General features: G+C 68.2%; 11 protein-coding genes. All 11 read right to left on the bottom strand.

Features of this window, described 5'->3' with window-relative positions; all coding sequences use genetic code 11:
* Window positions 1-18 precede the first annotated feature (18 nt).
* Window positions 19-2124 carry a class 1b ribonucleoside-diphosphate reductase subunit alpha gene (gene nrdE / locus FV560_RS03015; protein ID WP_200837521.1) on the bottom strand — a complete coding sequence of 702 codons (2106 nt, stop codon included), beginning with the start codon at window positions 2122-2124 and terminating at the stop codon, window positions 19-21.
* 41 nt (window positions 2125-2165) lie between these two features.
* Window positions 2166-2567, bottom strand: coding sequence for a class Ib ribonucleoside-diphosphate reductase assembly flavoprotein NrdI (gene nrdI, locus FV560_RS03010; protein ID WP_159619087.1), 402 nt, complete (start codon window positions 2565-2567; stop codon window positions 2166-2168).
* 55 nt (window positions 2568-2622) lie between these two features.
* Window positions 2623-2880 carry a glutaredoxin-like protein NrdH gene (gene nrdH, locus FV560_RS03005; protein ID WP_159619085.1) on the bottom strand — a complete coding sequence of 86 codons (258 nt, stop codon included), beginning with the start codon at window positions 2878-2880 and terminating at the stop codon, window positions 2623-2625.
* 432 nt (window positions 2881-3312) lie between these two features.
* Entirely contained in the window at window positions 3313-4542 is a 1230-nt protein-coding gene (locus FV560_RS03000) for a CehA/McbA family metallohydrolase (protein WP_200837501.1), read from the bottom strand.
* A gap of 2 nt (window positions 4543-4544) precedes the next feature.
* Window positions 4545-5363: a ChbG/HpnK family deacetylase gene (locus FV560_RS02995; protein WP_159619083.1), complete on the bottom strand. Its 819-nt coding sequence runs from the start codon at window positions 5361-5363 to the stop codon at window positions 4545-4547.
* Window positions 5360-6697 (bottom strand): MFS transporter, encoded by a 1338-nt coding sequence (locus FV560_RS02990; RefSeq protein WP_235019886.1) that lies wholly within the window; start codon window positions 6695-6697, stop codon window positions 5360-5362. Before FV560_RS02990 ends, FV560_RS02995 begins: the two co-directional genes overlap by 4 nt.
* 123 nt (window positions 6698-6820) lie before the next feature.
* On the bottom strand, window positions 6821-8503 hold the full coding sequence (locus tag FV560_RS02985) for an FAD-binding oxidoreductase (protein WP_159619081.1): 1683 nt from the start codon (window positions 8501-8503) through the stop codon (window positions 6821-6823).
* Window positions 8500-9261 (bottom strand): lysophospholipid acyltransferase family protein, encoded by a 762-nt coding sequence (locus FV560_RS02980; RefSeq protein WP_159619079.1) that lies wholly within the window; start codon window positions 9259-9261, stop codon window positions 8500-8502. The genes FV560_RS02985 and FV560_RS02980 overlap by 4 nt, the downstream gene beginning before the upstream one ends.
* Window positions 9258-10061, bottom strand: a complete 804-nt coding sequence (locus FV560_RS02975; protein WP_159619077.1) for an SDR family NAD(P)-dependent oxidoreductase — start codon at window positions 10059-10061, stop codon at window positions 9258-9260. The genes FV560_RS02980 and FV560_RS02975 overlap by 4 nt, the downstream gene beginning before the upstream one ends.
* The gene (locus FV560_RS02970; protein WP_235019885.1) at window positions 10058-12367 is read right to left on the bottom strand and encodes an HAD-IB family phosphatase; all 2310 of its coding nucleotides are present in this window, start codon (window positions 12365-12367) and stop codon (window positions 10058-10060) included. The genes FV560_RS02975 and FV560_RS02970 overlap by 4 nt, the downstream gene beginning before the upstream one ends.
* Window positions 12368-12372: 5 nt before the next feature.
* Entirely contained in the window at window positions 12373-13206 is an 834-nt protein-coding gene (locus tag FV560_RS02965; protein ID WP_159619075.1) for a hypothetical protein, read from the bottom strand.
* Window positions 13207-13213: the final 7 nt, after the last annotated feature.

The raw sequence follows: 13213 nt of genomic DNA, 5'->3' as shown, positions 1-13213 counted from the left end.
GAGCTCCGCCGTCGTGGATCACAATGCGCAGCTGACGCAACCCTCCACCTCGGTGCCCTCCAGCGCCAGCTGACGCAGGCGGATGTAGTAGAGCGTCTTGATGCCCTTCTTCCAGGCGTAGATCTGCGCCTTGTTCACCTCACGCGTGGTCACCGTGTCCTTGAAAAACAGGGTCAGGCTCAGGCCCTGGTCCACGTGCTGGGTGGCCGCGGCGTAGGTGTCGATGACCTTCTCGTAGCCGATCTCGTAGGCGTCCTCGAAGTACTCCAGGTTGTCGTTCGTCAGGAACGGCGCCGGGTAGTAGACCCGCCCGATCTTGCCTTCCTTGCGGATCTCGATCTTCGAGGCCACCGGGTGGATCGAGGAGGTGGAGTTGTTGATGTAGGAGATCGAGCCGGTCGGCGGCACCGCCTGCAGGTTCTGGTTGTAGATGCCGTGCGCCTGCACCGACTCCTTCAGCGCCGCCCAATCCTCCCGGGTGGGCAGCCGCACGCCCGCCTCGTCGAACAGCTGGCGTACCCGCTCGGTGGCCGGCTCCCACGTCTGGTTCAGGTACTTGTCGAAGAACTCGCCGCTGGCGTACTTCGAATCCGCGAACCCCTTGAACGCCTTCCCGCGCTCGATGGCCAGCTTGTTCGACTCGGTCAGCGCGTGGAACAGCACCGTGTAGAAGTAGATGTTGGTGAAGTCCACGCCTTCTTCGGAGCCGTAGTGGATCCGCTCCCGGGCGAGATAGCCGTGCAGGTTCATCTGCCCGAGGCCGATGGCGTGGGAGTCGTTGTTGCCCTGCTCGATCGAGGGCACCGACCAGATGTGGGTCTGGTCCGAGACCGCCGTCAGCGCCCGGATCGCCGTACCGACGGTCTTGCCGAGGTCCGGGGAGTCCATGGTGAGCGCGATGTTCAGCGACCCCAGGTTGCAGGAGATGTCCTTGCCGACGTGGTCATAGGACAGGTCGTCCTTGTAGGTCGACGCGGTGGAGACCTGCAGGATCTCCGAGCACAGGTTCGAGTGAGTGATCTTGCCCTTGATCGGGTTCGCCCGGTTCACCGTGTCCTCGAACATCACGTACGGGTAGCCGGACTCGAACTGGATCTCGGCGAGAGTCTGGAAGAACTCCCGGGCGTTGATCTTCTTCTTCTTGATCCGCCCGTCGTCGACCATCTCGCGGTACTTCTCGGTGACGTTCACCTCCGCGAAGGGCACCCCGTACACGCGCTCGACGTCGTACGGCGAGAACAGGTACATGTCCTCGTTGTTCTTCGCCAGCTCGAAGGTGATGTCCGGGATCACCACACCCAGGGAGAGCGTCTTGATGCGGATCTTCTCGTCCGCATTCTCGCGCTTGGTGTCGAGGAACCGGTAGATGTCGGGGTGGTGGGCGTGCAGATACACCGCGCCCGCACCCTGACGCGCCCCGAGCTGGTTGGCGTAGGAGAAGGAGTCCTCCAGCAGCTTCATCACCGGGATCACCCCGGAGGACTGGTTCTCGATCTTCTTGATCGGCGCCCCGTGCTCACGCACGTTGCTCAGCAGCAACGCCACCCCACCGCCACGCTTGGACAGCTGCAGTGCCGAGTTGATCGCCCGCGCGATCGACTCCATGTTGTCCTCGATGCGCAGCAGGAAGCAGGAGACCGGCTCTCCGCGCTGCTTCTTACCCGAGTTCAGGAACGTCGGGGTGGCCGGCTGGAACCGGCCGGAGACGATCTCGTCGACCATGGAGATCGCGAAGTCCTCGTCACCGTCGGCGAGCGTCAGCGCCACCATCGCGACCCGGTCCTCGAACCGCTCCAGGTACCGCTTCCCGTCGAAGGTCTTCAGCGTGTACGAGGTGTAGTACTTGAAGGCGCCGAGGAAGGTCTGAAAGCGGAACTTCTTGCCGTAGGCGTGGTCGAAGAGCCGCTGCACGAACTCCCGGGAGTACTTCTCGAGCACCTCGGTCTCGTAGTAGCCGTGCTCGACCAGGTAGTCGAGCTTCTCGGCGAGGTTGTGGAAGAAGACCGTGTTCTGGTTGACGTGCTGCAGGAAGTACTGCCGCGCCGCCTCCCGGTCCTTGTCGAACTGGATCTCGCCGTTCGGGCCGTAGAGATTCAGCATCGCGTTGAGCGCGTGATAGTCCATCCCGGACTCGTCCGGTGCTGCCACCTCGATGGCGTCCTCGGTCACTGTTGCAGCCACAACTGTCCCAATCCTTCACGGACGCGCGTGACGTCCTCAGCGGTTCCTAGTAGTTCGAAGTTGTACAGATGGGGCACCTTGCACTTGCGTGCCACGATGCTCCCGGCCAGGCAGTACGCGGACCCGAAGTTGGTGTTCCCTGCGGCCACCACCCCACGGATCAGGGACCGGTTGTGCTCATCGTTGAGGAACCGGATCACCTGCTTGGGTACCGCGCCCTGGCCGTCGCCGCCCCCGTAGGTCGGCGTGAAGAGCACGTACGGGTTCTTCACGTGCAGGGGTGCATCCACCGGCCGCAGCGGGATCCGCGCGGCCGGCAACTCGAGCCGGTCCACGAATCGGCGCGTGTTCTCCGATACGGAGGAGAAATACACGATGCCCGGCACGGTGCGGGCCCCCTTTCGAGCCGATCAGCCAGTCGGGCCGATCAGATCAGTGCGATCAGGCCAGCGCGGCCGAGGACTGCGTGACGTTCGCCGCGGCGAGCGCCTTGATCTTGTCCGGCCGGAAACCGGACCAGTGGTCGCCGCCGGCGAACACGACGGGTGCCTGCTGGTACCCGAGCGCCTTGACGGACTCGAGTGCTTCGGCGTCGGTGGAGATGTCCACCACGTCGTACTCCAGGCCGTGCTTCTTGAGCGCACGGTAGGTGGCATCGCACTGCACGCACGCCGGCTTGCTGAAGACGGTGATGGTCATTGTTCTCCGCGTCCCTTCCTCATCCTTCGTCTCGTCCTCACCCGGTCTCGCCCCGCTAAGTTCCTGCACTGTAACTACAACCGTGTGATTCGCTCGTGCCGCTACGTCGGCCTCGATCGTGAGCGACAGATAAGACACTACACCTAGTGGTGGCTGGTGCGGCAGACCCCAAGGGGTTGTGTTGGCGTGTCGAGTTACACGCGTGTCATCCACAGGCAGACGGCGTGTTGCTGTGGACTTCTGAGCCTCTCCTGTGTACGGACTGGGGACCGACGTGTGGGTACACCACGGCACGGAGGAGTTGTCCACAGAACGGGTGCCTCCTGTCCACATCCCCGACGGCGGAGCGGGTGTCCGGGAGGTAACGAATCCCCTGGTCCGTGCACAGCCGGGTGGTCCTGCCCACAGCGTGCCGGGTCACAGTGCAGTGCGTCACGGACTGATCGCCAGCAGCTCCCGATCCGGTGAGGTCAGCCGGAACGGTCCCCGCCCCGCCCGGTCCAGGCTCACCCGGGCGCGATCGTGCCCGATCACCTGCGCCCGGCCGTCGGCATCGGTCAGCACCGCCCCCTCGGCACCCTGGGCCACCAGCTCCTCCCCCACCCGCAGTAGCACCGCGGAGTTCGGACCCGGATGCGAGATCGCCGTCCGCCCCGCCCGGATCGCTGCGAGGATCGCCTCCGGCTCAGGCGACTCGGCCGCCACCCACGTGGTCGGAGTACCGGGGAGGTACCCGTGGCGGGGGTGGTGGTAGTCGCTGCCGCCGAGCAGCACCGCATCTTGGCGCCAGTGCGGCCACAGCCCCCAGGGTTCGGTGGAACGCAGATTCCGAAACCACGTGACGTGCCACAGTTCCACCGCCTCCGGCCACGCATCCAGCCGGTGCTGCCACGCCCACTCCCCCTCCAGCGGATGGTTGATGCTCACCAGTCCACCACGTGCCTGCGCGTCGGCGATCCACTCGGCCGCCGGGCGGCGGAAGTCGATCCAACCCACCTCCCCGACGACGTTCGCATGCCCGCGGGCGGTGGTCACCTCCTGCCCGGGCAACAGCGAGATCCCCAGCGCCCGTCCCACGTTCGGTAGCAGCCGGTGGTGGGAGACGGTGTTGTGCTCGGTGACCGCGAGGAAGTCCAGTCCCGCCTGCACCCCGAGGGCCGCCAGCTCGGCCAGGGACTGCTCGCCGTCGGAGTGGGTGCTATGGGCGTGCAGGTCCCCGGCGTACCAGGTCAGCCCGGGCTCGGCGGGCAGGCCGCGGGTGCTGCCACGCGGGGCTGCCTGCGCCGGAGCGACCGGGGCGGGATCCGGCTCCACGTCGGACTCGGCTGGGGTGAGCACCGTAACCGTCACCTCGATCGGTTCGGCGGGCAACCGGTACAGCCCCAGCTGCACGGTCCACTCCCCGGCCTCCAGTTCCCCGGGCAGGTATCCGGGGGTCGCACGGCCGGTCCCGATCACGAACGATTCCCGCGCCCCACCGGACCACCCCCGCCAGCCGACGGGCCCTTCGCACCCCAGATCCACGACGGCGGCCGTCCGGTCATACTCGAGCCTCACCTCGAGCGAGGCGCACCCAGGTGCCACGTCGAACGGCAGGGCGAGGTACGGCGTCGTGAGCAGATCGGCCAGGCCGAGGTGCCGGCGGTGCACGGTGCGAGCCACGCTCACCAGCCTGCCACGAGGGTGATGCCTTCGGAACGGATCGTCTCCCGTAGGGCCGGATCGCGCAGCAACCGGGCCTCCCAGGACCGGATCTGCGATACCGGCGAGGGGTGAAGAAACAGTTCGCTCGTGCCCTCACCCAGGGTGGCGACCCGGGCGAGCATCCCGGCACGGAAGGCGGCATAGGTGCCCCAGTCGCTGGCGGTGCGGTTGTTGGTGATCATCGTCTGCGGGATCGGCACGCCGAGCTCGTCGGCCAGGGTCACGGCAGCCGCGTGGGCGGAGCGCAGGGGTTCAGGCGCAGGACCGCCGAGGTACGGGGTCAGCTGCCGCGGCAGCCGGAAGCCGAGGCCATGCCGGGCACACCAGCGCAGCGCCGGCTCCAGCCAGGACCGTCCGTGCAGACCGTAAAGGGCGCCGGCATGGGAGTCGGCGGCCGTGACACGCAGACCCTGAGCGCGGGCCCACGCCAGCTGCGCCTCGAGCTCCGTGCGCACATCCTCGGTCTCGCCGCGCCCGCCGAGCCGGTACGGATCGGTCGTCAGGCTCCCGTCGGCCTCGACCAGGCTCGGGACGTCGGCGAGCGGTCGCCACGCAGCCACGCCCGACTCGCTGGTCTCGCTGGTCTCACTCGTCAACGTGAGGTGGACACGGGTGGCGACCTGCGCCGTCGTGATCTGCTCGGCTGCCTGGGCGGAGGCGGGAGCGACGGCGATCACCGTGGTGGCGGTGATTAGTCCCTCGCGCGCCAGGGCGACGATCTCTGCGGTGGTGGCGGCGTCCCGCCCCAGGTCGTCAGCGGTGATGACCAGGCGTCTCATCGCGGCGCACCGGCCTCGGGGAGCCGCACGAAGCGGGAGGCGACGGCGCCGATCACCGTGAGCGCGAACGGATACACGGTGAGGTAGACGCGGAACGCGAAGCCCGGGTCGGTGCCGGGATCGTCGCCGGAGTTGTAGCCGAAGAACACGCCCAGTGAGGTCAGCGCCAGCCCGGTGACCACGCCGTTGAGGCGGCCGAAGAACCCGAACGCGGAGAGGAACAGACCCTCGCGATGCTCCCCATGGCGGGCGGCGTCGCCATCGAGCACACGCGCGACGATGAGGTCGTTGGTGGCGAGCATGCCGGACCAGCCCAGGCCCAGCACGACCCCGGCGAGGATTCCGGTGAGTAGATCCGTAGCGAAGAACAGGGCGACGAATCCGCCGGCGAGGACAAGGAACGCGATCCGCCACATCCGCGGCGCCCCGAACCGCGCGACGAGCCGCGTCCAGGCGAGCAGCGCGAGGGCCGTCACACCAATCACGGCACCCTGCAGGTACAGCGCGTTGGCCACGGGTAGGCCGAGGCTGTAGCGCACGTACAACTGCACACCGCTGAGCACCAGCGCCATCGCGATGCCGTAGCAGGCGCCCACCAGGCCCACCTGCCAGAACAGCGGGTTGCGCAGCACGGAGCCGATCGCGGGCAGGAAGCGGGGGCGTTCGCGGGTGGAGTAGCGCGGGTTCTCCCGGACCGAGAGGGCCATGAAGGAGATCACCACCACCGCGATCGCGCCGTAGATGATCGCCGTGGTGGTGAAGCCCTCGGTGGTGGTCTCAGTGCCGAACACGCTGGTGGTCAGCAGCGGCGTGACGGCGAGGGAGATCACCAGAGCCACCAGTTGGAATCCCTGCCGCAGCGAGTTCGCCACCGCCCGGCGGCGCTCGGCCGGGAACAGTTCCGGCAGCAGGGCGCCGTAGTTGGCGTTGAGCATCGAGTCGAAGGCCTCGCACAGAATCGCGAACACCGCGAACCACAGCACCAGGCCCATCCCCTCCAGCGAGGTGGGTGCGGAGAAGAACGCGATCATGCACGCGGCCAGCAGCGGCGCGCCGATCAGCAGCCACGGCCGACGGCGGCCGAAGCGGGTACGCGTGCGATCGGAGAGAAAGCCGAGCAGCGGGTTGTCGAGGGCGTCGATGATCGCGTAGATCACCATCACCACCCCGTACGCCCGCACATCCAGGCCCAGGATGTCCACGTAGTAGAGGATCATCGAGCCCTTGATCAGGTTGATCGGGATCGAGGTCCCGAACATCCCGACGGCGTAGCGCCAGGGAGGGTTGGGGCCCACCGTGGCTTTCGGGTCGTGGTCCACGTCCGGTGAGGTCACATCACGCAGTCAAGAGCACCACGGCCCAGGAGGCAAGGGGCCCGCTGCTGCGCGAACGCTGACTTGTTCGGCATCCGTGCGTCAGATGCCGAACAAGTCAGCGTTCGCGCGGGTGGAGGCGGTTCACCACTCCCGCTCGGGCGGAAGCAGCGTGCCCGGGTTCAGGTTGCGGCCCGGGTCGGCCGAGGAAAGCAGTCCCACCATCAGGTCCACACCGGCTTCGGAGATGTCCTGCTCCATCCACGGGGCGTGGTCGGTGCCCACCCCGTGGTGGTGGGAGAGGGTCCCGCCGTGGTCGATGAAGGACTGCTGGATCGCCGACTTCACCACGTCGTACTGCTCCAGCTCCGGAGTATCCTCGCGCGGCGGGAAGGCGAACGTGAAGTACAGGCACGCACCCGAGTGGTAGGAGTGCGAGAGGTGGCACATGATGAACCCCTGGACGCCCACCTCCTCGTACGCCTTCTTCGCCGCGCGCACGGTGGAGACGTAGACCTCACCCAGGCGTGACCACGGGGCAGCAGTCTCGGAGACGTCGCCGAGGGCGCCCCGGTCGAGCAGGAAGTCCCGCAGGTACGGAGTGTCGAACTTCTTCTGGTCGTACATCGCGCCCGGGCCCTTGCCGAGCTTGATACCGCCGTGCTTGCCGACGATTCTCCCGACCTCGGACTTGTCGGCACGGACCTTCGCCGAACCGCCCTCGTAGCCGATGTAGGAGATGCAGACCTTCTCCAGGTCCCATCCGCGGCGGCGGAGCAGCTCGAACAGCCCCTCGCCCACCTTGGAGGACAAGCCCTTGGACTCCTTGCGGGTAGCCAGCGAGAAGGCCGTCTCATTCGCGTCCGAGACGCGGGTGATCGACGGCGTCGCATCCGAGACCGAGATGTCGCGCATCGCAGCGATCCCCGCGGCCCAGTTCGGGAAGAGGTAAGCGATGACCTCGCGGTTCTCCGGCAGCCGGTGCACATGCACCCACGCCTCGGTGATCACCCCGAGGCGACCCTCCGAACCGAGGATCATCTCTCGCACGCTCGGACCGGTGGACGTGCTCGGCAGCGGGCGCAGCGTCACGACCTTGCCCGGCAGCACCACCGTCATGCCACGCACGATCTCGGCAATATCGCCATACTTGTCGGACTGCATGCCCGAGGACCGGGTTGCGATCCAGCCACCGAGAGTGGAGTGCTTGAACGAGTCCGGCTGGTGCCCCATCGTCCAGCCGCGCTCAGTGAGCTGCTCCTCCAGGTCCGGGCCCAGGCCACCGGCCTGCACCCGTGCCAGCCCGGCATCGGAGTCGATCTCGAGCACCCGGTTCAACCGCCCCAGGTCGAGCGAGACCACGGTGCGGTCCTCGTCCGCCTCCGGCGTCAGCGACCCGGAGATGTTCGAGCCGCCACCGAACGGGATGATCACGGCGTCGGCATCCACCACGGCGTCGACAATCGCGCGGACCTCGTCTTCGTTCGCCGGGTACACGATCACATCCGGTACCCGCGGCAGGTCACCGGCACGCACCCGCACCAGGTCGCGCAAACCCTTGCCGTAGGTGTGCACCACGCGATCCATGTCGTCCGTGGTGACCTGGTGGTCGCCCACCAGCCGACGCAACGTCGCGCCCAGCTCATCCGGAAGGCGCGAGGCCGGAACGTCCAACTCATCGAACGAGGGCGGGCTCCCAGCGGGCCCGGTCACATCGATCCCGATCACCTTGCGGACGAACGGGGCGAAGCCCGGCTTGTTGTCAGGGTTGAAGGCCACACCTTCCACACCCCAGCCCCACCACTTCTGGTGAACGACGTCGCTCATGAGATCCCTTCCTGTGCGTCCGGCAGCTCCGACTCACCAGAGTTGGACGGACGGTCGTCATCGGTGACCAGCACGTACGACGTCTGCATCGTGTGCATCGCCCGTACCCGTGCCGTCAGTCGTGCGTTCAGGTCAGCAAGCGCCTCCCGAGGGCGCACCCGCACCGGCTTGCCGATCAGCACCTTCACCGGCATCCGGCCAGTCTTGGGCCAGAACGTGCCCGGCGGCATCGCATCGTGAGCACCCACCAGTGCCACCGGCACGATCGGCACCCGCAACGCCCGGCCCAGGGCTGCCGCACCGGGCGTGAAGTCGGCCATCTCACCGGTGCGCGAACGCGTCCCCTCCGGGAAGATCAGCAACGGCACCCCCTGCCGCAACAGCGAGACCGACAGTCCAGACGACTTCCCGCGCGCCTTACCGCGTTCGACCGGGTAGGAGTTGAAGAACAGCGACGTCAGCGAGCTGCGCCAGGTCGAGCGATAGAAGTAGTCGGCCGCCACCGCCGTCGCGACGTGCTTGGTCACCGAATACGGCAGCGCCGTGATGCACAGTGGGGCGTCCAGGTGACTGGAGTGGTTGGCCACCACGATGAAGGGACCGTCGAGGTCCGCCACGTGCCGTTCACCCTCGACGGTCACCCGCACGTTCGAGAACACGATCGGGCGCAAGATGAATCGCTGCGCGATGTACCGGGCCCACCGGTGCACGGCAGAGTGGTAGCGCGAGGTGCGCTTGCGCTCGTCCCTCGTGCTCATCGGCGCCCCTTCTTGATCCGTGCCGTCGCTCTGCGGACCAGGGCGCGAGGCAGGCGCTGCGCAAGCCACGAGATCACCCGGAACCGCTTGGATGGTATCGACCTGGTCCGCCCCCGTTCCAGGTCGGCCAGGCAGTCGGTCACCAGATCGTCCGCGTCCAACCACAGCGCGTCCGGGATCGAGCTCGTCCGGATCTTCGCGCGTTCGTGGAACTCCGTACGCACCCACCCGGGCATCAGGGTCATCACCTGCACCCCACTGCCCTCCATGTCGAGGCTGAGGGACTCCGAGTACGTCGCCACCCAGGACTTGATCGCCGAGTAGGAGCCCATCGCCACCTGGCCGGCCACCGAGGCCACGTTCACGATGATGCCGCTACCGCGTTGCTCCATCGTCCGCGCCGCCGCACCGCCGAGTACGAGCACCGCCCGGATCATCACGTCGATCGCCTCGTCGTGCACTGCGATCTCGGTGGACGTCAGCGGCGTGTGCACGCCCATCCCGGCGTTGTTGACCAGGATATCCACCGGCGCGCTCGCGTCCTCGAGACGCCGGGCGACGACGTCGACGTCCCCGCGCCTGCCCAGGTCGGCCACGAGCGTCTCCACAGCCACACCGTGCTCGGAGCGCAGCGCCTCGGCCGTGGCGTCAAGGCGCTGGCGGTTCCGCGCCACCAGCACCAGGTCGCATCCACGTGCGGCCAGTGCCCGCGCGAACGCCAAGCCGATCCCCGAAGTCCCGCCCGTCACCATCGCAGTCCCGGCGATCGGAACCGGCGTGGTGTGAGACCTGCCCCTCATCGACGCGACCCCAGCGAACGGAGGACGGGCGAAAACCTACCTTCCGCCGTCGTGGTCCACGAGTGGACCGGCCAGCGCTTCTCACGGGCGTAGCGGTACAGAGTGGCGTCCGGGTTGACCACGTTCGGCTTTCCCGCCACCTCCAGCCAGGGCCGGTCGGCGTAGGTGTCGCCGTAGGCGTAGGAGCCGGCCAGATCCATCCCCTCCTCGCGGGCGTACCGGCGCAGCCACGAGGCGCGCGCCTCGTCCACGAGCGGCGAGGTCGCCAGGTGGCCGGTCCAGCGACCGCCGGAATCCTTCTCCATCTGCCCGGCCACGATCACATCGAACATGTCAGCGAGCGGTTCCACGAACACGTCGATCTGGCCACTGACCAGCACCGTCCGGTGACCGGCGGCGCGGTGCAGCGCGATCCGCTCGGTGGCCTCGGCCAGCAACCGCGCCCGTAGCGACGGCGTCACCTTGGTAGCGATGACCTCGCGCAGCACCGCCTCGTCCACCCCGGCGTAGCGGCGCATGAACGAGCGGATGAAATCACCACGGTCACGCCACTCGGCCTGCAGGTAGGTGCCCGAGGAGGCGACCATGCCGCCCAGCCCGCGCAGCGCGGGCACTGCTCCCTTGGCGGCGAGCTCGACCCACACGTAGTGCTCGATCAGGCTCGCGGACGCGACCGTGCCGTGCAGGTCGAAGACGGCGAGCACGTCCTCTCGCTGCGGCAGGCTCTTCGCGCTCGTGCTCGGCTTGTTGTGCGGCCGGCGTGCGCGCATCAGCCCCGGCACCTTCGGGACGTGCACCTCCTTCATGTAGTACGTCCAGTCGATCGCGGACACGTCGAAGCCGTGCTCCTCGCTCCGCTCCGCCGGGACAGCCTCATGCAAGGCGTGCGTGTGGGTGTCGTCGAAGACCACCTCGGTCTGCGTGTACGCCTGGTACAGATCGGTGAACTTGCGCAGGGTGCCGAGGTCGCGCTTGGCCTTGTACACCGAGGAGATCCAGGACCGGGTGGTCTCGTTCGGCGGCAACTTGCCCACCAGCGAGTCCGCGAGATCGACCGCCATCTCCCGGCGACGCAGCGACCGCTGCACCGCCGGCCCGTGCGGGAAGGTCCAGTTCGGCACCTGCACGAACGACCCGTCATCACCGGTGAGCGGGTGCTGCTCGAAATACTCCCGCAGCAGCCGCAGGATCGTGCCGAACCGCAGCGGGTTCCGGCTGCCGGAGGCCACCTGATAGTAGGCGGCCCTCGTGTGCGGAGCCACGCTCGTGGCCGCAGCCTCGTCGGGCTCCTCCGCGACCTCCGGCGGGCTCGCCGCCGCGGCGAGGATCGCGTTCACCACATGATCGACAGGGATGACGTCCAGGATGGAGTCCGCGAGCGCCGGGAACTCCGGCAGCATGCCGCGCCCGTAGGCGGCAATCAGCGGGTCGGCCACCTTGAACCCGTCGATCCAGCCGGGAAACGGGTGCTGCAACGAACTCTCGATGATGGTCGGGCGCACGATCGACAGGCGGTGCCCGGCACCGGCCCACAGATCCTCGGCCACCCGCTCACCGAGTGCCTTGGTGAAGGTGTACACATCCGGCCACCCGAGCGAGGTGGCGCGGGTCCGGCCGGCGGTGACGAGCTGATCGTTCACCCACGCCCGGCGCGCTTCCTCCGCTGCCTGCGCCACGGCCTGGGCCCCGGCGCGACGGTGGGTCGCGCGAGCCTTGGCGACGATCTTGTCGAGCACCTGCGGGCGACGCGAGGCAGCCTCGGCGGACTCGCGAGCCCGCAACGCGCGCGTGGTCTCGACGCGACGGTCCACATCGTGGTCGAGGCTGCGCTCCTCGGCCAGTCCCTTGCGCAGGCCCGCCACGTAGCACGTGGAGACGTGCACCACGTGTGGATCCGCACCGGTCGCTTCGAGCGCCTCATACAGGCTCACCGGCCCGCCCACATTGGCGGCGAAGGCCTCGTCGATCGGCAGGTCGAAGGAGACCGTGGAGGCGGAATGCACCACGTGGGTCAGGTCCGTGGGAAGCGGGGGCACGTCGCCCAGGTCGCCGGCCAGGACGGTGATCCGCTCGGCCAGCTGGGCCTCGGCGGTGTCAGCACCTATGCGCTCACGCCACGGCCCGAAGACGGGCTTCTTCAGCAGCTTGCGTACCCGGTCCTCGGCGGTCAGGGCGCCGCGCGGGCGCACGAGCAGCGTGATCCGCGTCGTCGGGTAGGTCGCGAGCAGCTTCTCCACGACGGCTTGACCGACGAATCCGGTGGCACCGGTCACCAGGACGTGGGCGTTCTTCAGAGGGTCCGACACCCCGGTTACTGTACGCGGGTCGAGGCCCTTACGGTGCCACCCACGGGTGAATGCTGGACGAATCCGCCCAAGGCCACCCGCAGCGGCGCCGCATCCGCCTGCCCGGTCAGCGCCGCAACGCCCGCGTCGACGGCCCGCACACCGGGCCGCGCGGCAGGGTCGGCCAGCAACGTCCGCACCGGGCCGGATGCCGCATCATGCCCGCAATAGCGCACCCCGGGCCACTGCCATCGGGTGACGGTACGCCGCGCGAGCCGGATAGCTCCGGCGGACCCACTCAGCCGAGCATGTGCCTCGTCCTCGTAGAAGGCCAGGTGCCGCGACTTGATCGGGGCGACGGCCGCCGTCAGGGGCCGCAACCGCGGGTCGATCGCGCCCAGTCGTTCGTACGCCAGCGCGACCACGGCCGTGTTCAGCCAGCCAGTGACCATGTGGGCCGCCACCACATCGCTCCCGAGTAGGTTCGTCCGGACCGCGTCCACCGTCGGCCGTACTCGCTCGTCCCACATCCTTCGCAGCGCGCCCACACCGGAATCAGGCGGGTCAGTGGGCTCTCCCCCGGGCCTGAGCACCGCGGCCAGCGATTCGGTGATCCAGAACTGCTCGTAGGCCCACGTCCCCAGGAACGCCGTCACCCGCGCCTCGGCGTGCGTAGGCGTGACCAGCAGGTCCCGCATCAGGTCCAGGATCGTCCGCTCCACGCTCCACAGATGACCGACGGCGCCGACCACCGGAGCAGGCAGGTTCGCCATGGCCTCCAGGTCCAGCTGGTCCGGACGCAGGTCGACCGGCTCGCGCACGTAGGCGCGCACGTCGAAGGCGGGCGATGAGGCGCTCACTCCGTGG

This window comes from Ruania rhizosphaerae (genome assembly GCF_009805705.1).
Taxonomy (GTDB): Bacteria; Actinomycetota; Actinomycetes; order Actinomycetales; family Beutenbergiaceae; genus Ruania; species Ruania rhizosphaerae.
Note: the sequence above shows the minus strand (reverse complement) of the source record. Positions and strands in the feature narration are given on the sequence as shown.

What these genes read in the sequence shown, in the direction of transcription:
- nrdE (WP_200837521.1), bottom strand. Translation starts at nt 2,124, where the DNA reads ATGGACTATCACGCGCTCAACGCGATGCTGAATCTCTACGGCCCGAAC.
- nrdH (WP_159619085.1), bottom strand. Translation starts at nt 2,880, where the DNA reads ATGACCATCACCGTCTTCAGCAAGCCGGCGTGCGTGCAGTGCGATGCC.
- FV560_RS02995 (WP_159619083.1), bottom strand. Translation starts at nt 5,363, where the DNA reads ATGAGACGCCTGGTCATCACCGCTGACGACCTGGGGCGGGACGCCGCC.
- FV560_RS02985 (WP_159619081.1), bottom strand. Translation starts at nt 8,503, where the DNA reads ATGAGCGACGTCGTTCACCAGAAGTGGTGGGGCTGGGGTGTGGAAGGT.
- FV560_RS02980 (WP_159619079.1), bottom strand. Translation starts at nt 9,261, where the DNA reads ATGAGCACGAGGGACGAGCGCAAGCGCACCTCGCGCTACCACTCTGCC.
- FV560_RS02975 (WP_159619077.1), bottom strand. Translation starts at nt 10,061, where the DNA reads ATGAGGGGCAGGTCTCACACCACGCCGGTTCCGATCGCCGGGACTGCG.